Origin of the sequence: Conexibacter sp. W3-3-2 (assembly GCF_009707605.1) — a bacterium.
In the GTDB taxonomy this organism is placed as follows: Bacteria; Actinomycetota; Thermoleophilia; order Solirubrobacterales; family Solirubrobacteraceae; genus Paraconexibacter; species Paraconexibacter algicola.
Map to the genome: position 1 here is coordinate 2,736,247 of NZ_WLYW01000001.1, position 19,201 is coordinate 2,755,447.

Here is a 19,201-nt window from a genome sequence, read left to right on the forward strand (position 1 = left end):
GGGTTCGTGACGGAGACGGCGCGAACGGCGCGTCTAGCGCGCGGAGGACTGCACGAGCGGCAGCTCGAGGTCGAACTTGCCCTGCGTGGCGACGGTGCCGTCCAGCGGGTACTCGCCGCTGAAGCACGCGTCGCAGTGGCGGGCGCGGTCGGCGTTGCCGACGGCCTCGTAGACGCCCTCCAGCGAGATGTACGCCAGCGAGTCGGTGCCGAGGTGCGCGGAGATCTCCTCGACGGTGCGCTGGTGGGCGACCATCTCCTCGCGCGTGGACATGTCGACCCCGTAATAGCAGGGGTTCTTGATCGGCGGGGCGGAGGACCGCATGTGGACCTCGCGCGCCCCGGCGTCGCGCAGCATCTGGACGATCTGCCGCGTCGTGTTGCCGCGCACGATCGAGTCGTCGACGACGACGAGCGACTTGCCGGCGACGACCTCGGGCAGCGGGTTGAACTTCAGCCGCAGGCCGTGCTTGCGCAGCTCCTGGCCGGGCTGGATGAACGTCCGCGCGATGTAGCGGTTCTTGACGAACCCCTCGCCCTGCGGGATGCCGGACGCGCGCGCGAAGCCGCGGGCCGCCGGGTTGCCGGAGTCCGGCACCGCGATCACGAGGTCCGCACCGGGGACCGGGGCCTCGCGGGCGAGGACCTCGCCCATCCGCTCGCGGGCGATCTGCAGCGCGCCGCCGCCCATGCGCGAGTCGGGCCGCGCGAAGTAGATGTACTCGAAGACGCAGAACGCCTCGCGGGCGGCGGGGTCGCCGACCTGCTCGGAGGTGACGCCGCGCGCGTCGAGCACGACCATCTCCCCGGGCTTGACCTCGCGCACGTACTCGGCGCCGATCGTCAGGAACGCGCAGGACTCGCTGGCCACGCAGTACGCGTCGCCGAAGCGGCCGAGCACGAGCGGTCGGACACCGGCGGGGTCGCGGAACGCGATGACCTTGTCGTTGGTCATCACGACGGTCGAGAACGCGCCCTTCAGCTGCGGGATGACGTCCTTGACGGCCTCCTCGATCGTCTCCGCGGGGTGCGACGCGAGCGCCGCCGCGATGATCTCCGAGTCGGAGGTCGAGGAGAACGTGACGCCCTGCGAGCGCAGCTTCGCGTGCATCTCGACGGCGTTGATGAGGTTGCCGTTGTGCGCGAGTGCGAGCTCGCGACGGTTGCCGCCCGAGCCGGCCGAACGGTGCACCGGCTGGGAGTTCTCCCACTCGTTGGAGCCGGTCGTCGAGTACCGGGTGTGGCCGATCGCGAGGTCGCCGCCGAGCGCCTTGAGGTCGTGCTCCTTGAAGACCTGGCTCACCAGGCCCAGCGCACGCTGGGTGATGATGTAGCCGTCGACGTCGGCGGCGGCGATGCCGGCCGACTCCTGGCCGCGGTGCTGGAGCGCGAACAGCGAGAAGTACGCGAGGCGCGAGACGTCGTGGCCGGGACCGTAGATCCCGAAGACGCCGCACTCGTCGCGTGGACCCTCGCGTCCGTCGGGGTCCGCCATGGGAAGGGGAGCGCTGACACTCATGAGAGGAGCTGCCGGGGCAGCCCGGTCAGGGTAGCAGCGTGCCGGGGCGCGTCCATGGACCGGATGTCCGCAGGATGCGGGGTCGTCCCCCGCCGACCGCCGCTCGTCAGGGTGGCCTGCCATCGTGTCGGGCGCATGTCCTCGCTCCCCGCCCCCACCGCCGCCGCGGACGCCTCGCCCCTGCGGCGGCTGTGGCACTACGCCTCCCCGCACCGGCGCGCGATCCGCCGCGCGACGACGTTCAGCGTCCTGAACAAGGTCTTCGACATCGCGCCGGAGCTGCTGATCGGCGTCGCGGTCGACGTCGTCGTCCGCGGGCAGGGCTCGATCGTCTCCGACCTCGTCGGCGTCGAGGACCGCTTCCACCAGCTGCTCGTGCTCGCCGCCGCGAACCTGTTCGTGTGGGTGATGGAGTCGGTCACCGACTACCTCGCCGACATCTCCTGGCGAACGCTCGCGCAGACGATCGAGCACGAGGCGCGCATGGACGCGTACGCGCACGTGCAGCGGCTGGAGCTCGGCGCGCTGGAGGACCGGGAGACCGGCGACCTGCTCGCCGTCCTCAACGACGACGTCAACCAGCTCGAGCGGTTCCTCGACGTCGGCGCCAACGAGATCATCCTCACCGTCATGAACGTGCTCCTCGTCGGCACGGTCTTCGTCGTCATCTCGCCGCTCCTGGCGCTGCTGGCGTTCCTGCCGATCCCCGTGATCGTGCTCGGATCGCTGGCGTTCCAGCGGCGGCTGACCCCGCTGTACCGGTCGGTGCGCGAGCGGGCGGGCGCGGTCGGTGGCGTGCTGGCGAACAACCTCGCCGGGCTCGCGACGATCAAGGCGTTCACGGCGGAGGAGCGGGAGGTCAACCGGATCGCCGCCGCCTCGCAGGCCTACCGGGAGGCCAACCGCGACGCGATCCGCGTGTCGAGCGCGTTCGTGCCGCTGATCCGGATGGCGATCCTCGCCGGGTTCACGATGACGCTCGTCATCGGCGGCAACGCGGCGCTCGACGGCGACCTCGAGGTCGGGGCGTTCAGCGTCCTCGTGTTCATGACCCAGCGGCTGCTGTGGCCGCTGACCCGCCTGGGCGAGGTGCTCGACCTCTACCAGCGCGGCATGGCGTCCACACGGCGGATCCTCGACCTGCTCGACGTGCCGCCGCGGATCATCGGCGGCACGGACACGCTCGTGACGCCGGTCCGCGGCGGGGTCCGCCTCGACGGAGTGGAGTTCGCGTATCGGCACCTCGGGGACGACGCGCCGCCGGTGCTGCGCGGGATCGACCTGCACGTCCCCGCCGGCGAGACGCACGCGATCGTCGGCCCGACCGGCGCGGGCAAGTCCACGCTGGTGAAGCTCCTGCTGCGCCTGGAGGACCCGACCGCCGGCACGATCACGCTCGACGGTGCCGCGCTGCCGTCGCTGCGCTTCGAGTCGCTGCGCGGGTCGCTCGGGTACGTCGCGCAGGACGTCTTCCTGTTCAGCGGCACCGTGCGGGAGAACGTCGCCTACGGGCGCCCGGACGCCGACGACACGCAGATCGAGGGCGCGCTGCGCGCCGCCGAGGCGCTGGCGTTCGTGGAGGCGATGCCCGAGGGGCTCGACACGATGGTCGGCGAGCGCGGCATGCGGATGAGCGGCGGCCAGCGCCAGCGGCTGTCGCTCGCCCGCGCGATCCTGCGCGACCCCGCGGTGCTGCTGCTCGACGAGGCGACCGCCGCCGTCGACACCGAGACCGAGGCCGCGATCCAGCGGTCGCTGCGCACGGTCAGCGCGAACCGCACGACGATCGTCATCGCCCACCGCCTGTCGACCGTCCGCCACGCGCACCGCATCCACGTGCTGGAGGCGGGGCGCATCACCGAGTCCGGCACCCACGACGAGCTGCTCGCGCTCGACGGGCGCTACGCGGGCCTGTGGCGCGTGCAGATCGGCGAGGCCGTGACGACCTGAGCCGCGCGCCCCGCGGTCACGTCCGCTCGATCCGCCGCAGGCCGCGCGCAGGCGTCCACACCTCGACGACCAGCACGTCGTCCTCGACGTGCACGGTCGAGACCTCGCGCAGGTCCAGGCGGAAGACGTGCGCGTCGGCGTCGGGCGTCCCGGCGAGGATCGCCAGCCGGACCGCCTCGTCGTCGGTGACCTCGTGCGCGACCCCGGCGAGCTTCGCGTCCCCCGGCCACGCCGGCGGGTCCTCGGAGCCGGAGTGCAGCGCGAACCGCGGGTCGCGACGGAGGTCGAGCGCCTTGCGGGCGCCGGGCATCGACCCGACGTAGAGGTCGCCCTCCAGCCAGCGGGTCTCGATGCCACTGATGCGCGGGGAGCCGTCCGCGCGCACCGTCGCGAGGGTCTTGTGGACGTGCGCGTCGAGGCGGGCGCGAGCGCGCTGCGCGAGCGCGGGGGCGGCGTCGGCGAACGTGGACCAGGAGGGCATGCCCCGCACCGTGCCGGACGGTCGCACCGGCGACGGGCGACGCGTCGAATGCGATCAAATGGACGGCGTGTCCGATCGGCTGCGCGACCTGCTCGACCTCGTCGTCGGCTCCCTCGACGAGCCCGACGTCGACGGCCGGACGCTCGCCGCGCGCGCGTCGTTCTCCCGCGACCACCTCGACCGGCTCGTGCGCGCCGCGACCGGCGAGACCCCGGTGGCGCTGCGCCGGCGGCTGCTGCTGGAGCGCGCCGCGTGGCGGCTGCGCCGTGGGGCGACGAGCGGCACGGAGGCGGCCGCGGCCGGCTACGGGTCCCCGGAGGCGTTCAGCCGCGCGTTCGCGCGCGCGTACGGCGTGCCGCCCCGCGCGTTCGCGGCGTCGGACCTGCCGGTCGCGCTCCCCGCGCGCAACGGCATCCACTTCCTCGGCCCCGCCGGCCTCACCGTCCCCGGCCCGCGCGCCGGCGGCCGCGACGTGACCGACCGGCTGCTGCACCACCACCTCGACCGCACCCGCGAGCTGCTGCGGATCGTCGCCCGACTGTCCGCGGAGGACCGCGACCGCGCCGTGCGTCCCGGGCTCGTGATCGTCTGGTTCGAGGGCCCGGAGGAGACGGCCGGACTGCTGGCGGAGCGGTCGGTCCGCACGCTCGAGGTCTGGACCGCGGCGATCGCCGGGGAGGAGCCGCCGCCCGCGGAGTCCGGGGAGCTCCTGCGCCGCTTCGACCACGTCGCCCCGCGCTTCCGGGCGCTCGTGGACGACGTGCGCGCGCGGGGCGCCTGGGACGACGCGTTCGTCGACGCGCTCTGCGAGCCGCCCCAGGCGTTTACCTACGGCGGCGTGCTCGCGCACGTGCTGAGCTACGGGGCGGTGCGCCGCGAGACGCTCGCGGGCCTGCTGCGCGAGCTCGGCCACCCGCCGGCCGGCAGCGGCGACCCGATCGAGTGGGAGCAGGCGCGCCGCTGAGTCCCGTCCCGGTATCGCCCGGGCCTCAGAAACCGCGTCAGCGGTCGCACTCGCGGCGGGAATCCGATAGAAGGCGGCGCATGGTCCAGCACACATCCGGCCGTCGTGCGGCGGTCGCCCTCCTCGCCGCGCTCGCCGCGCTCCTCGTCACCGTCCGCCCCGCCGGCGCGGGAGATCGGCGGCGCCACCACCGCCACGACGCAGGCCGGCGCCGCGAAGATCGCGTCGGGCACGCTCGGGAGCTGCGCGATCACCCCGCAGGCGACCGTCCACTGCTGGGGCGAGGGCGACCAGGGCCAGCTCGCCACCGGCTCCACCGCGAACGTCGGGGACGTCCCGGGGTCCACGACCGTCCAGGTGTGGCTCGGTCGCGGCGTCGTGCCCGTGCAGGTGAGCTCCGGCTCCTCCCACTCGTGCGCGCTGGCGCAGGGCGGCGCCGTGTACTGCTGGGGACGCAACATCGTCGGCCAGACCGGGGACGGGACCGCGGCCGAGAACCGCGGCGACGATCCGGGCGAGCGCCCGTTCCGGGTGGCGCTGCCGGACGGGCTCGGGGCCAAGCAGGTCGCCACGGGCGCGAACCACAGCTGCGCGATCCTCACCGACACCTCGGTCGCCTGCTGGGGCGGGAACGCCAACGGGGTCCTGGGACTCGGGCAGCCGGACGACGGCGCGTCCCACCTCCCGGCGCGCGTCGACCTCGGCGAGGCGGGCGCGTTCTCGATCAGCTCGCGGGACCGCCACACCTGTGTCGTGACGCTGCAGCGCAAGCTCCTGTGCTGGGGCGCGAACTCGCGCAGCCAGATCGGGGACGGCGCGTTCAGCGGCCCGAAGGCCGCGATCGGCGACGACCCGGGCGAGAAGCCGATCCAGCCCCCGACCGTGCAGGCGTCGGAGAACTACCTGGCGGTCGTGACGCTCGACCAGTCCACGTGCGCGATCGAGGTCCCGTCCGACAGCGTGCACTGCTGGGGCGAGGGCGCGCGCGGCCAGCTGTCCCAGGGCAACACGAACGCCGCCACGCTCAACGACGTCACCGTCGACCTCGACGGCCAGCGCGCCCGCGCGATCAGCGCCGGGAGCGAGGCGGTGTGCGCGCTGACCGACGGGACGGACGCCGACACCGAGCCGGAGACGGTCCGCTGCTGGGGCGACAACCAGTCCGGGATGCTCGGCGGCGGCTTCATCGGCAACAACTGGGGCGACTCGCTCGGGGAGACCAAGCCGGTCACCACCGACATCGGTGCGGGCCGCACGGCGATCGGCATCGCGGTCGGCGACGACCACACGTGCGCGATGCTGACCTCCGGGCAGGCGCTCTGCTGGGGCGAGGGCTCCAACGGCCGGCTCGCCAGCGGCAGCACCGCCGACACGGGGACGACGAAGCCGGCGGGCGTCGCGACGGTGACGTTCGGCACCGACCTCCCTGACGGTGACGGCGACGGCCTCCCGGACCGCTTCGACGGCTGCCCGGCCGCGGCGGCCCAGACCGACGACGGCTGCCCGCCGCCGACGGTCCCGCCGGCGCAGCCGCCGGTGGCCCAGCCGCCGGTCGCCCAGCCGCCGACGACCGTCGCGAAGAAGGTCAAGGTCGCGGTGACGCTGACGGCCAAGAGCACGAAGACGAAGAGCTGCCCGAAGACGGTGACCGCGGCGATCGTCGGCGCGAAGCCCGCGGTGTCGCGTGCGCTCAAGGCGAAGAAGGCGAAGAAGAAGTCCGCGGGCGGCAAGGTCCGCTGCGTCGTCTCCTCGACCTTCACCTGGAAGACCGCCCCGGCCGCCGCGAAGAGCACCAAGGTGAAGGTGTCCGGGAAGGGCCTGACCACCCGCACGATCACCGTGAAGCTGTAGCGGGATCGGCACACCCTGGTGGTTGTGCCGTGACGCGCCCCCGGGTGGACTCCGGGGCATGGCCGACGGCGACGAGTGGACACCAGGACCTTCGGGGAAGGACGTGGTGTCCACGGCGCGGCGCGGCGACCCCGCCGCGGCCCCCGACCGCGCCGGCGCCGGGTCGCGCCGCCGCCGCGCCCGCCCGCGCCCGACGGCGACGCTGATCGCCACCACCGTCACCGCGCACGGCGGCATCGCGACGACGGGGCAGCTCGCGCAGGCCGGCGTCTGCCGCAACGCGCTGACGCTGCGCGTGCGCGACGGCCGGCTGGTGGAGGAGTTCCCCGGCGTGTTCCGGCTGCCGGGCGCGCCCCTGCCGCCCGCCCTGCGCCGGCACGCCGCCGTGGTCTCCTGCGGCGCGGGGGCGGCGCTCGACCGCTGGTCGGCCGCGGAGGCGTGGGGCCTCGTCACCCACCAGGCGGGGCCGGACGACCTGATCCACGTCTGCGTCCCCGGCGGGCGCCGGCCGCGCCGGCCCGGCGTCGCCGTGCACCGCCTCGCGACGCTGGACCCGCGCGACCTCACCGTGCGGGACGGCACCGCGTGCCTCGCGCTCCCGCGCGCGCTGCTGCACATCGCCGCCGGGCATCCGCAACGGCTGGTCGAGCGGTTCGTGGACGAGGCCGCCTACCGCGGGCATCTGCGTCCGTGGGAGCTGCGCGAGCTGCTCGCCCGGTCGCGCGGGCGCCGGGGCGCCGACGTCCTCGCCGCCGTGATCGAGCAGCACGTGCCCGGCACGACCCGGACCGCCAACGACGTCGAGGAGGCGTTCCTCGCGATCGCCGACGCGCGCGGCTGGCCGCGGCCGATCTGCCAGCAGCCCGCCACGCTGACCGACGGCACGCGCATCCGCCACGACTTCTGGTGGCCGGACCTCCGCGTCGCCGGGGAGACCGACGGCGGCCGGGGCCACGCCGGCCCGGTCCGCCAGGCGCGGGACGCGCACCGCGACCGGCTGCTCGCCGCGGCCGGGATCGCGACCGTCCGCGCCGCCTGGGACGAGGTCCTGCACCGCCCGCGCACCGTCGCCGCACGGGTCGAGCCGGTGCTCCTCGCGCGCGGCGCCCGGCTCGGCCGCCCGCGTCGTGGACGGCTGATCCTTCCCTGAAGGATCACGCGTCCACTCGACGCGGTGCGGGTGCCGGTGGTTTCCGCAACTCCGCGCCGGTCGCCGACGTTACGGCGCCATGATCCGCTCCACGTGTCGCATCGCCGTCGTCGGCCTGCTCGTCTGCGTCCCGGGCGCGCACGCGGCTCCCGGCGTCGGCGTGCTCGACCGGCCCTTCGGTGACGACGGGATCTCGGTGCTCACCGGCGCCACGATGGACCAGGTGTACGACGCGACCGTCGACGCCGCAGGCCGGACACTCGTTCTCGGCAACGACAGCACCGTCCGCGCCCTCACCCGGCGCGGGCGCGTGGACCGCGGATGGGGCGGCGGCGGATACGCCCCGCCCCTGTTCGGCGACCTGAACCAGCAGGAAGCGCTGACGCTGATCCCGCGGCCCGACGGCGGGACGCTCGTGGTCGGCGGCGACGTCGGCGGCACGCCCGCGGTCGCGCGGCTCACGGTCGCTGGTCGCCAGGACGCGGCGTTCGGGACCCGTGGCCCGTGGAGCTCAGCTGGTGGGGGGGATCGCGCGGATGGACCTGCCGTTCCCGACCTCTCCGGTCGCGACCCGTGCGGTCGACGACCAAGCCGTCTACGCGGGCGCCGCGGCCGGATCACTCCTCGTCGTCGCCGCCTTCTCCACTGTCTCCGGCCGCCCGCACCGCTCGTTCGGGCAGGACGGACTGCTCGGCGTCTCGACGCGCCTGGCGGCATCGCCGTTCTCCGCCCTCTGGCCGTCGGGCTCGCAGCTGACGCTCGCTCGCGACGGACGGTTCACGCTGCTTGGCCCGGCGGTGGACACTCGTATTACCGGTGAGAGGCAGCCGCTCCGACTCGTCCGCTTCACGAAGGCCGGGACCACCACCACGGCGACGGTCCCGTTCCGTGCAGCGTCCGTGCTCCACGACGGCGCCGGCTTCGTGGCGGTCGACGGCCCTCGTCTCCTCCGCCTGAAGGACGACGGGACACCACAGCCGCCCGCCGTGACCCTCCCCGGGGTCACGTCGATCTCCGCGGCGCGTCGAGCCGCCGACGGCTCGCTGCTGCTCGCGGGGCTCGTCCAACGCTCGCAGCCGCGGCGCAACCGCCTGTTCGTCGCCCGCCTGACGCCCGCGGGCGCTCTGGATCGCCGCTTCTGGTCCGGCGGCCTTCGCCTGCTCTCGTTCCCGCGCGCGCAGATCGGTCAGCGGCTCGGAGCGCTGCTCGGGCCCGTCGGTCCGGGCGGCCTGGTGACCGCGGTCGGTACGAGCGGCGACGGCGGCAACGACATCCGCGAGGACCTCGGCCCGACGTACCTCGCCGCGCTGCGCCTCCGCACGGCCGCGCCGACCGTCGGCCTGCGCTCGACCGTGGCACGCGTCGACCCGCGTGGCCGCTCGACGCTCGTCGTCCGCTGCCGGGCCGCGACCGCCGCCGCGTGCCCGACCGCCACCATCATCGTGCGTCACGGCGGGCGGCGCCTCGGCCGCGCCGTGGCCGTCGCCCCGCCGCCCCGGCAGGACGTCCGCGTGCCGGTGGCGCTCGGACCGACCGGCCGACGCATCGCGGGGCGGCGCGGGCGCGTCGTGGTCGAGGTGAGCGCCGGCGGCGACGCGGTGCGCGCGGAGGTGACGCTCCGGCGTCGGTGAGCCTCAGGCGAGCGCGGGCCGCCGCCGTCGCAGCCGCCTCGCCGGGCGCTCGACCAGCTCGAACGACAGGGCGCCCAGCGCGATCGAGGCGGCGATCGTGGCGGGCGCGAGGATCCAGAAGCGGTCGTCGGTCCCGACGCCCTGGTCGAGCAGCACGAGCACGACGATCGGGTGCCACAGGTACACGCCGTAGGAGACCTCTCCGAGCCGCACGAGCGGGCGCGAGGCGAGCACCCGGCCGACCGCGCTGCGCCCGTGCCCGTCCGTCGTGGTGAACGGCACGACCAGCAGCGCGGCGATCAGCGCCGGGACCCCGTGCAGCAGCAGGAAGCCGACGCCCGAGGGCCGGGCGGTCGAGCGCGGGAGCCCGGCCGCGTAGCTCAGCAGGAGGAAGACCACGAGCGCCGCCGCCCATGCCGCACCGGGCGCCGGCCACGCGCGGATCCAGGCCGGGCGGTGCACGCCGAGGACCGCGGCGGCCATCCCGACGCTGAACCACAGGAACGTCGCGCCCACGGTGAAGCCGAACGGGAACCACGACCCGAGCACCTGCGGCTCGACGTAGGTGAGCGTGCGCACGCCCCACGACGCGACGCCGAGACCGAGGAGCAGGACGACCTCGGCGACGCTGCGCCGGTCGTCGAGCGGCCGGCGCGACCAGACCGCGGCCCACAGCGGCAGCAGGAGGTAGAAGCTCAGCTCGACGCAGAGCGTCCACGCGTGCGGGAACCCCTGCCCGATGGCGTCCGCGGTGTAGACCTGCGTCAGCCCGAAGTACCGCCACCAGTCCCCCGACTGCACCGGGTCGATCGTCGGCGTGACGCTCGCCAGGTACGGCACGGCGGCCACCAGGCCGAGCGCCACCCAGTAGGCGGGCAGCAGGCGCAGCGCGCGGGTCCGGAGGTAGTCCGGGACGCGCACCGCCGGCCCACCGGCCGCCCGCGCGGCCACGAACGGGCGGTACAGCAGGAAGCCGGAGAGCGCGAAGAAGACCGGCACCCCGACGTCGAGGCGTCGCAGCACCTCCCCGCCCGCGATGTCCCCGTGGGCGCCGACGTAGAGCCCGACGTGATGGACGACGACGGCCAGCGCCGCGAGTCCGCGGACGCCGTCCAGGGCGGGGAACCGCGGCCCCCCGCCCGTGCCATGGGTGCGCATGGCATCTGCAACGCGTGTCGCGACCGGAAGTCGCGAAGGAGCCCGTTACGGGAACAGCGGGCGCAGCGACGCGTGCGCGTCGCGGAGCTCGTCGAGCGTCACGGAGAAGGTCTCCGAGCCCGCGACGACGTCGAGCGTGTCGCCGCCGACCTCGCCGAAGATGTCCAGCGGGATCTTCTCGGCGAGCGCCTCGAGCGCCTCCTCGGAGCCCGAGACGATGAACCCGCCCGGCCGCTCCCCGAAGAGGATGGCGTCGACGACCTCGCGCGGCGTGCGGTCGGTGGTCGGCTCGCCCAGGACCTTGGCGCCGATGCCGCCCGCCAGGCAGCACTCGGCGACCGCGACCGCGAAGCCGCCCTCGGCGACGTCGTGGGCGCTGGACAGCGCGCCGGAGCGGACCGCCTCGCGGATCGCCTCCTGCGTCGCGATCACGTGGTCGACGTCGAACTCGGGCAGGCCGTCGGGGAGCGCGTCGCCGCGGAGCTTCGCGAGCTCGCTCGCGTCGAGCGACGGCATGCCGGTCCAGCCGGCCAGGCCCCAGAGGTCGCCCTCCTTCGCGAACCCGAGCTGGCCGGCGCGGGTGACGTCGGGCAGCGCGCCGACCATGCCGACGACCGGGGTCGGGTAGATCGGGCCGGCGGCACCCTGGTTGTACAGGGAGACGTTGCCGCCGACGATCGGGGCGTCGAGCGCGCGGCACGCGTCGCCCAGGCCGCGGACGGCCTCGGTGAGCTGCCAGGCGATCTCCGGCTTCTCGGGGTTGCCGAAGTTCAGGTTGTTCGTCGTGCCCAGCGGCTTGGCGCCCGCGCACGCGAGGTTCGACGCGCACTCCAGCGCCGCCTCGATCGTGCCGCGGTACGGGTCGGCGGCGACCCGACGGCCGTTGCAGTCGATCGACACGCCGAGGCCGCTGCCGTCGGGCAGCTGCAGGACGGCGGCGTCGCACGTGTTCGGGCGGCGCACGGTGCGGGACTGCACGACCGGGTCGTACTGCTCGAACAGCGGCAGGCGCGACGCGATGTTCGGCGCGCCGACGAGCGCGAGCAGCGTGTCGCGCGGCGAGGCGTCGGCGGCGAGCGTCGCGACCGGCGCCGGGTACAGCGGCTGCTGCGGCTTGGCGGGCGCAAGGTCGTAGAGCGGGCAGTCGTCGACCAGCGCCTCGACGGGCATCTCGCCGACGAGCGTCTCGCCGTCGAAGATCCGCATCGCGCGCGTGTCGGTGACCGACCCGATGACCGTGCCGTGCACGAGCCACTTGTCGGTGATCGCGATGACCGCGTCGACGTTCTCGGGCGTGCAGACGCAGAGCATCCGCTCCTGCGACTCGGACACCATGATCTCGAAGGGCGCCATGCCCGGCTCGCGCAGCGGCACCTTGGAGATGTCGATGTCCATGCCGGTCTCGCCCTTGGAGGCCATCTCGGAGGCGCTGGACGTCAGGCCCGCGGCGCCGAGGTCCTGCAGCGCGACGAGCAGCCCCTTCTCGAGCAGCTCCAGCGAGCACTCCAGGAGCTTCTTCTCCTCGAACGGGTCGCCGACCTGGACGGTCGGGCGCTTGTCCCCGTCGGCGTCGTCGAGCTCGGCGGAGGCGAGGACGGACGCGCCGCCGATGCCGTCGCGGCCGGTGGAGGCGCCGAAGAGGATCAGCGGGTTGCCGATCCCGGTCGCGGCGGAGCGGATCATGTCGCCCGCGTTCGCGAGCCCGAGGGCCATCGCGTTGACGAGGCAGTTCGTCTCGTACGGGCCCTCGAAGTAGACCTCGCCACCGATCGTCGGGACGCCGATCGAGTTGCCGTAGTGCCCGATCCCGGCGACCGCGCGGTCGAGCAGGTAGCGGGAGCGCTCGGACGTCGGCTCGCCGAAGCGCAGCGCGTCGAGCACGGCGACCGGGCGGGCGCCGATCGCGAAGATGTCGCGCAGGATGCCGCCGACCCCGGTGGCGGCGCCCTGGAACGGCTCGACCGCGGACGGGTGGTTGTGCGACTCGACCTTGAACGCGCAGACGAGGTCGGAGTCCTCGGCGAGCCCGACGCGCACCGCGCCGGCGTTCTCCCCGGCCCCATGAAGACGGCGTCGCCCTCGGTGGGCAGCGTGCGCAGGATCTTCTTGGAGTGCTTGTAGGCGCAGTGCTCGCTCCACAGCAGCGAGAACATCGCGAGCTCGACCTCGTTGGGCTCGCGGCCGTCGAGCTTCTCGATGATCAGCGCGTACTCGTCGCGCGTGAGGCCGAGCGCGACCGCCTGCTCGACCCCGGGGACGGACTGGACGTCAGACATTGGCGACCGCCTGGGCCATCGAGGTGAACAGCGTCAGCCCGTCGACCGAGCCGGTGAGCGGGTCGACCGCGTGCTCGGGGTGGGGCATCAGGCCGAAGACGTTGCCGGCCTCGTTGGTCACGCCCGCGATGTCGCGCAGCGAGCCGTTGGGGTTCTGGCCGCGGGCGTAGCGCAGCAGCACCTGGCCGTTCGCCTCCATCGCGTCGAGCTGGTCCTCGGGCGCGTAGTAACGGCCGGTCGTGTGCTTGATCGGGATCGACAGCGAGGTCTGCCCGGCGGGCACGGCGCTCGTGAAGCGCGTGTCGGTGCGGACGACGTCGAGGTCGACCTGGCGGAAGATGAACCGCCGGCCCGTGTTGGGCAGCAGCGCCCCGGGCAGCAGGCCCGCCTCGCAGAGGATCTGGAAGCCGTTGCAGATGCCGAGCACGGTGCCGCCCTGGCGGGCGAACTCGATGACCTCGGTCATGACGGGCGCGAACCGGGCGATCGCGCCGACGCGCAGGTAGTCGCCGTAGGAGAAGCCGCCGGGGACGATGACGGCGTCGACGTCCTGCAGCGAGTGGTCGCCATGCCAGAGCAGCACGGCCTGCGCCCCGTCGACGCGCAGGGCGGCGTCGCGCGCGTCGAAGTCGTCGCAGGTGCCGGGGAAGCGGACGACGCCGAACTTCACGAGACGCTCACCACTTCGTAGTCCTCGATCAGCGTGTTCGCGAGGAGCTTCTGGCAGAGCGCGTCGAGCTGCGACTCGTCCTCGATCTCGAGCTCGACCATGCGGCCGACGCGGACCTCGCTGATGCCGCTGAACCCGAGGGCGGGGAGCGCCTGCTCCACCGCGACGCCCTGCGGGTCCAGGATGCCGGCCTTGGGCCGGATGAGCACTCGTGCCTTCATGCTGCTGTCCTCTCGAGCCAGGAGTCGAACGACTCCCCGGTGATCGTTTCGTACGCCTCGACGTACCGTGCGCGGGTACCCGCGACGATGTCCTCCGGGACCTCCGGCGCGGGCGGCGTCTTGTCCCAGCCGGTGCTGCGCGCCCAGTCCCGGACGTACTGCTTGTCGTAGCTCGGCTGCCCGTGCCCGACCTCGTAGCCGTCGGCCGGCCAGTACCGCGACGAGTCGGGCGTGAGCACCTCGTCGCCGACGACGAGCGTGCCGTCCGCGTCGAGGCCGAACTCGAACTTCGTGTCGGCGAGCAGGACCCCGCGTGAGGCGGCGTGCTCGGCGGCGGCGACGTAGAGCGCGATCGCGGTGTCGCGCACGCGCTCCGCGAGCGCGCGGTCGCCGATCGCGGCGACGGCCGCGTCGAAGTCGATCGCCTCGTCGTGGTCGCCCAGCGCGGCCTTCGTCGACGGCGTGAAGATCGGGTGCGGCAGCTGCTGGGACTCCTGCAGGCCGGGCGGCAGCTCGATCCCGGAGACGCGGCCGGTGGCCTGGTAGTCGGTCCAGCCCGAGCCGGTGATGTAGCCGCGCACGACGGCCTCGACCGGCAGCATCGTGAGCTTGCGCACCACGGCGGCGCGTCCGCGCACCTCGGCGGGCACGCCGTCGGTGTAGGAGACGACGTGGTTCGGCACGATCGGGGCGGTCCGCTCGAACCAGAACGCGCTCAGCGCGGTGAGGACCTTGCCCTTGTCCGGGATCGGGTTCGGGTGGATGACGTCGTAGGTGGAGATCCGGTCGCTCGCGACGAGCAGGACCGTGTCCGCGCCCAGGTCGTACATCTCGCGGACCTTGCCGCGGTGCAGCAGGGGCAGGTCGGCGAGGGACGGCGGGCTCACGTGGGCCGATGCTAGCGACCACAGCGGGCGGCAGGCGCGCGCCCGCTAGCGTCCGGGCACGTGATCCCGCCCGCCGCACCCCGCCGCAACGTCGAGCTGAAGGCCCACGATCCGGATCCGGTCTCGACCCTCGCCGCCGTCCGCGACACCGGAGCCGTCTCGATGGGCACGCTCGAGCAGGCCGACACGTACTTCCCGGTGCCCCACGGCCGGCTCAAGCTCCGCGACGAGGGACCGCGCGGCGCGACGCTGATCTCCTACGACCGCCCGCGCGAGGCCCGCGCGCGACCGAGCAGCTACCGGCTCGTGCCGGTCCCGGACCCGGCGTCGCTGCGGGCCGCGCTGGCGCAGGCCCTCGGCGAGTCCGGGACGGTCGTGAAGTCCCGCCGGCTGCTGATGCACGGCGCGGTCCGGATCCACCTCGACCGCATCGAGGGGCTCGGCGACTTCGTCGAGCTCGAGGCGGTCGCACCGCCGGACTCGGACCTGCAGGCCGAGCACGCCGCCGTCGACGCGCTCGCGCGGGCCCTCGGGATCACCCCGGACCGGGTGGTCGACCGCGGCTACGCGGAGTTGCTCGGCATCCACGACTAGGCTGCAGCGCCATGCGCGTCGCCACCCACTCGGGCTCCTTCCACGCCGACGAGGTCTTCGCCCTCGCGGTCCTGCGCGCGGTCCACGGGGCGGAGAACGTGGAGATCGTCCGCACGCGCGACCGGGAGCTGCACGCCGCCGCCGACCTGCGGGTGGACGTCGGACACCGCTACGACCCTGCCACCGGGGACTTCGACCACCATCAGCGCGGCGGCGCGGGCGAGCGGCCGAACGGGATCCGCTACGCGTCGTTCGGCCTGGTGTGGAAGGCGTTCGGGGTGCAGGCGTGCGGCGGGGACGAGGTCACGGCGCGGTTCGTGGAGGAGGCGCTCGTGCAGGGGATCGACGCCAACGACACGGGCCAGACGATCGCCACCCCGGTGGTGGAGGGCGTGGCGATCATGGGCGTCAGCGGCGTGATCGGCGGCTTCAACCCGACGTGGGAGGAGCCGGAGGACGACGCCACGGTCGACGCGCGCTTCCACGAGGCGCTCGCGCTCGCCGAGGGCGTCCTCGCGCGCGAGATCCGCGGCGCGGCGGCGACGGCGCGCGCGCAGGAGATCGTCGCCCGCTGCGTGGCGGCGAGCGCGGACCCGCGGATCGTCGAGCTGGACCGGTCGCTGCCGTGGATGCGCGCGGTGCACGCGCACGCCCCCGAGGCGCTGTACGTGCTCGCCCCGAAGTCGGCGGGCTGGGGCGTGCAGGCCGTCCAGGCGGTGCCGGGCCAGTTCGCCAACCGCAAGGATCTGCCGGAGGCGTGGGCGGGCCTGGAGCACGAGGCGCTGCAGGAGGTCACCGGGGTGCCGGACGCCGTGTTCTGCCACGCGGCGCGGTTCCTGGCGGTGGCGCGCAGCCGCGAGGGCGCGATGGCGCTCGCGCGCGCCGCGGTCGACGCCTGAGCGCTTCGCCTAGAAGCGCAGCAGCAGGGCGGTGAGCCGCTCGAGGGTCCGGGTCGCCTGCGCGAGCTCCTCGGGGGTGTCGTCGCCGAACGCCTCGTCCCACAGCGGCTGGATGCGCGCGCCGACCGCGTCGTACTTCTCGCGCCCGGCGGCGGTGAGCACGACGTCGACCCGGCGACGGTCCGCGTCGGAGCGGGCGCGCTCGACCAGCCCGAGGGCGGCGAGGCCGTCGACGGCCTGGGTGAGCGACGCGGGCGTCATCTCGGCGGCGACGGCGAGCTTGCCGGCGGGCGCGGTACCGCCGAGCTCGACGAGCGCGTGCACGACGCGGTACTGCGGCCACGACAGCCGGCCGGGCTCGGGTTCGCGGCTGCGCAGCCGTCGCTCGGTGTGCAGCAGCTCGCGCAGCGCGCGGCGCAGCTCCAGGAGCTGCTCCTCGCGGGTCACGCGGGCACCGCCTCGCGCAGCGTCTCCTGCGCCTCCTCGACGGCCTGGACGTCGGTGGCGCGGCGCGCGGCGCGCTCGACGGCGAGCAGCCGCAGGGCGGGCAGGAGGGCGAGCAGGGTCACGCCGAGCACCCACCAGTAGGTGCTGGCGAACCCGTCGGCGGCCCCCGCCGCTCCCGGGGCCGCGTCGTCGAGGCGGTGCTGCAGGACGACGGTGAAGAGCGCGGTGCCGAGCGAGCCGCCGACGCGCTGGAGCGTGTTCAGCTGCGGGGAGGCGTCGCCGACCTGGTCGGGGCGCAGCACCGCGAACGCGACCGACATCGCGGGGACGAACGCGATCCCGATGCCGATGCCGCGGACGACCATCGCGGCGCCGATCAGGACGTAGGAGGTCTCCGCGCCGATGAACGCGAACGGGATCGTCGCGACCGCGGTGACGACGACGCCGATCGTGGCGATGAGCCCGCCGCCGTAGCGCTCGGTCAGCCGTCCGGAGAGGAACATGGCGAGCGCGGCGCCGACGCCCTGGGGGGCCATCAGCAGGCCGGTGGCGGTGGCGCTCTCGCCGCGCAGCGTCTGGAAGTAGAGCGGCAGCAGGATCATCGAGCCGAACATCGCGGCGCCGAGCGCGAAGGTCAGCAGCGACGCGTTGCGGAAGCCGCCGTTCTGGAACAGCCGCACGTCGAGCAGCGGGCGGGGGATCCGCAGGGCGCGGAGCGCGAAGGCGACGACGAGGACGGCGCCGGCGAGCAGCGGCAGCACGACCGGCGCGCTGGCGAGGTCGTGGGTGGCGGTCTCGGCGAGGCCGTAGGTGATGCCGACGAGGCCGGGGGCCAGCAGCGCCATCCCGGCGAGGTCGAGGCGGCCGGCCTCCTGCGGCTCGTCGTGCGGGAGCAGGCGCAGCGCGGCGACGACGGCGACCGCGCCGACGGGCACGTTGATGAGGAAGATCCACTCCCAGCCGGCGCTCTCCAGCAGCACGCCGCCGAGGACGGGGCCGAAGATCGGCGCCATCACGACGGCGACGCCGACGAGGCCCATGACGCGGCCCATGCGCTGGGGGCCGGCGGCCCGGGCGAGGATCATCTGGCCGACGGGGAGCAGGAGGCCGCCGCCGGCGCCCTGGATGACGCGGGCGGCGACGAGGCTGGGGGTCGACCAGGCGAGCGCGCAGAGCGCGGAGCCGGCGGTGAAGAGGACGAGGGCGGTGAGGTAGAGCCGTCGGGCGCCCCAGCGGCGGGAGGCCCAGCCGGTGATCGGGATGACGGCGGCGAGGGCCAGCAGGTAGCCGGTGACGATCCACTGGATGTCGGCGAGCGGGCTGCCGAGGTCGCGCGCGAGCGTCTCGAGGGCGACGTTGACGATCGTCGTGTCGAGGACCGACATGACGGCGCCGAGGACGACGACGATCGCGACGGAGACGACCTCGCGGCCGAGCGGCTCGGGCGGGGTGCGGGGGTCGTGTGCGGTGACCGGAGAACTCATCAGGTACCGAACATTAGGGACCTAACGATCTCGCGCAAGGGCGCCGCGGGCAGGTTGGCGGGTCGCCCTGCGCGGGTGGACACGCAGGGCGACCCTGTTGGGCGGGCCGGTGACAGCGAATCCCGGCCCACGCCTGCCGTCGCGCACGCGACGGGCGAAGACTCCGTGCGCGCCAGCATCCTCCCTTCCGGACCCCTGGGTCAAGGGCGACGGAGATGCGATGCTGCGCGCATGCCCTCCCGCCCCGTGTCCGACCGCTGGCGGATCCGCCCGCGCACCACCGTCGACCTCGCGGCGATCGACCCCGGCACGAAGGCCGGCGCCCCCGGCGACAAGCTCGCCACCAAGGACGCGTCAGCCGTCCTGCGCGCCCGTCTCGCCGAGCTGCAGGCCCGCCTGTACGCGGAGGGCTCGCGGTCGCTGCTCGTCGTCCTGCAGGCGATGGACGCCGGCGGCAAGGACGGCACGGTGCGGGCCGTGTTCGAGGGCGTCAACCCGCAGGGCGTGCGCGTCGCCTCGTTCAAGGCCCCCACCGCCCAGGAGCTCGCGCACGACTTCCTCTGGCGGATCCACGCGCAGGCGCCGGGCGACGGCGAGATCGCCGTGTTCAACCGCAGCCACTACGAGGACGTGCTCGTCGTCCGCGTCCACGGCCTCGTCGGCGAGGACGTCGTGCGCGCCCGCTTCCGCCGCATCCGCGCGTTCGAGGAGCTGCTCGTCGGCGAGGGCACGACCGTCGTGAAGATCATGCTCCACATCTCCGCCGAGGAGCAGCGGGCGCGCCTGCAGGAGCGGGTCGACGACCCGGCCAAGCGGTGGAAGTTCAACGCCGCCGACCTCGCCGAGCGCGAGCACTGGGACGCCTACCAGCGCGCGTTCGAGGACGCCATCGCCGCCACGACCACGCGCGACGCGCCCTGGTATGTCGTGCCCGGCGACCGCAACTGGTACCGCAACTGGGCGGTCCTGAACATCCTCGTCGACACGCTCGAGCGGCTCGACCCGCAGTACCCCCGGCGC

General features: G+C 74.3%; 16 protein-coding genes and 2 pseudogenes. 8 read left to right on the forward strand and 10 right to left on the reverse strand.

The window, feature by feature from the left end:
- Positions 1 to 33: 33 nt before the first annotated feature.
- Positions 34 to 1,494 (reverse strand): amidophosphoribosyltransferase, encoded by a 1,461-nt coding sequence (purF, locus tag GKE82_RS13240; protein WP_154733619.1) that lies wholly within the window; start codon positions 1,492 to 1,494, stop codon positions 34 to 36.
- A 159-nt stretch (positions 1,495 to 1,653) separates the two neighbouring features.
- Here purF and GKE82_RS13245 point away from each other — a divergent pair, with 159 nt between their 5' ends.
- On the forward strand, positions 1,654 to 3,468 hold the full coding sequence (locus GKE82_RS13245; RefSeq protein WP_154733620.1) for an ABC transporter ATP-binding protein: 1,815 nt from the start codon (positions 1,654 to 1,656) through the stop codon (positions 3,466 to 3,468).
- Between the two features lie 16 nt (positions 3,469 to 3,484).
- Here the strand turns inward: GKE82_RS13245 and GKE82_RS13250 are convergent, their stop codons facing one another.
- On the reverse strand, positions 3,485 to 3,949 hold the full coding sequence (locus GKE82_RS13250) for a pyridoxamine 5'-phosphate oxidase family protein (protein WP_154733621.1): 465 nt from the start codon (positions 3,947 to 3,949) through the stop codon (positions 3,485 to 3,487).
- 67 nt (positions 3,950 to 4,016) lie between these two features.
- Between GKE82_RS13250 and GKE82_RS13255 the strand changes: the two genes are divergently transcribed.
- From GKE82_RS13255 to GKE82_RS13270, 4 genes are all read left to right on the forward strand, one after another.
- On the forward strand, positions 4,017 to 4,913 hold the full coding sequence (locus tag GKE82_RS13255) for an AraC family transcriptional regulator (protein WP_309233583.1): 897 nt from the start codon (positions 4,017 to 4,019) through the stop codon (positions 4,911 to 4,913).
- Between the two features lie 105 nt (positions 4,914 to 5,018).
- A complete protein-coding gene (locus GKE82_RS30805) occupies positions 5,019 to 6,764 on the forward strand; it encodes a hypothetical protein (RefSeq protein ID WP_154733623.1) in 1,746 nt (581 codons plus the stop codon).
- Between the two features lie 58 nt (positions 6,765 to 6,822).
- On the forward strand, positions 6,823 to 7,914 hold the full coding sequence (locus GKE82_RS13265; protein ID WP_154733624.1) for a type IV toxin-antitoxin system AbiEi family antitoxin domain-containing protein: 1,092 nt from the start codon (positions 6,823 to 6,825) through the stop codon (positions 7,912 to 7,914).
- A gap of 536 nt (positions 7,915 to 8,450) precedes the next feature.
- A complete protein-coding gene (locus GKE82_RS13270; protein ID WP_154733625.1) occupies positions 8,451 to 9,545 on the forward strand; it encodes a hypothetical protein in 1,095 nt (364 codons plus the stop codon).
- 3 nt (positions 9,546 to 9,548) lie between these two features.
- On the opposite strand, the gene GKE82_RS13275 is transcribed toward GKE82_RS13270, so the two are convergent.
- From GKE82_RS13275 to GKE82_RS13295, 6 genes and pseudogenes are all read right to left on the reverse strand, one after another.
- On the reverse strand, positions 9,549 to 10,703 hold the full coding sequence (locus tag GKE82_RS13275; RefSeq protein ID WP_154733626.1) for an acyltransferase: 1,155 nt from the start codon (positions 10,701 to 10,703) through the stop codon (positions 9,549 to 9,551).
- Between the two features lie 45 nt (positions 10,704 to 10,748).
- Positions 10,749 to 12,740: a phosphoribosylformylglycinamidine synthase subunit PurL gene (purL, locus tag GKE82_RS13280; protein WP_309233584.1), complete on the reverse strand. Its 1,992-nt coding sequence runs from the start codon at positions 12,738 to 12,740 to the stop codon at positions 10,749 to 10,751.
- 134 nt (positions 12,741 to 12,874) lie between these two features.
- A pseudogene (locus GKE82_RS28510) lies at positions 12,875 to 12,979 on the reverse strand (hypothetical protein); the annotation flags it as partial.
- On the reverse strand, positions 12,972 to 13,649 hold the full coding sequence (purQ, locus tag GKE82_RS13285; RefSeq protein ID WP_309233585.1) for a phosphoribosylformylglycinamidine synthase subunit PurQ: 678 nt from the start codon (positions 13,647 to 13,649) through the stop codon (positions 12,972 to 12,974). The gene purQ and the pseudogene GKE82_RS28510, both read right to left, overlap by 8 nt.
- The gene (gene purS, locus GKE82_RS13290; protein ID WP_107567372.1) at positions 13,646 to 13,870 is read right to left on the reverse strand and encodes a phosphoribosylformylglycinamidine synthase subunit PurS; all 225 of its coding nucleotides are present in this window, start codon (positions 13,868 to 13,870) and stop codon (positions 13,646 to 13,648) included. The genes purQ and purS overlap by 4 nt, the downstream gene beginning before the upstream one ends.
- The gene (locus tag GKE82_RS13295) at positions 13,867 to 14,757 is read right to left on the reverse strand and encodes a phosphoribosylaminoimidazolesuccinocarboxamide synthase (RefSeq protein WP_309233586.1); all 891 of its coding nucleotides are present in this window, start codon (positions 14,755 to 14,757) and stop codon (positions 13,867 to 13,869) included. The genes purS and GKE82_RS13295 overlap by 4 nt, the downstream gene beginning before the upstream one ends.
- 60 nt (positions 14,758 to 14,817) lie before the next feature.
- On the opposite strand from GKE82_RS13295, the gene GKE82_RS13300 reads away from it, so the two are divergent.
- Both GKE82_RS13300 and GKE82_RS13305 read left to right on the forward strand, forming a co-directional pair.
- On the forward strand, positions 14,818 to 15,351 hold the full coding sequence (locus GKE82_RS13300; RefSeq protein WP_154733629.1) for a class IV adenylate cyclase: 534 nt from the start codon (positions 14,818 to 14,820) through the stop codon (positions 15,349 to 15,351).
- Positions 15,352 to 15,362: 11 nt separating this feature from the next.
- The gene (locus tag GKE82_RS13305) at positions 15,363 to 16,250 is read left to right on the forward strand and encodes an MYG1 family protein (protein WP_154733630.1); all 888 of its coding nucleotides are present in this window, start codon (positions 15,363 to 15,365) and stop codon (positions 16,248 to 16,250) included.
- Between the two features lie 9 nt (positions 16,251 to 16,259).
- Here the strand turns inward: GKE82_RS13305 and GKE82_RS13310 are convergent, their stop codons facing one another.
- Positions 16,260 to 16,697, reverse strand: coding sequence for a MarR family winged helix-turn-helix transcriptional regulator (locus tag GKE82_RS13310; RefSeq protein WP_196189221.1), 438 nt, complete (start codon positions 16,695 to 16,697; stop codon positions 16,260 to 16,262).
- Positions 16,694 to 18,181, reverse strand: coding sequence for a DHA2 family efflux MFS transporter permease subunit (locus GKE82_RS13315; RefSeq protein WP_154733631.1), 1,488 nt, complete (start codon positions 18,179 to 18,181; stop codon positions 16,694 to 16,696). The genes GKE82_RS13310 and GKE82_RS13315 overlap by 4 nt, the downstream gene beginning before the upstream one ends.
- 231 nt (positions 18,182 to 18,412) lie before the next feature.
- On the opposite strand from GKE82_RS13315, the pseudogene GKE82_RS31455 reads away from it, so the two are divergent.
- Positions 18,413 to 19,141 (forward strand): annotated as a pseudogene (locus GKE82_RS31455) (PPK2 family polyphosphate kinase); the annotation flags it as partial.
- Positions 19,142 to 19,201 lie beyond the last annotated feature (60 nt).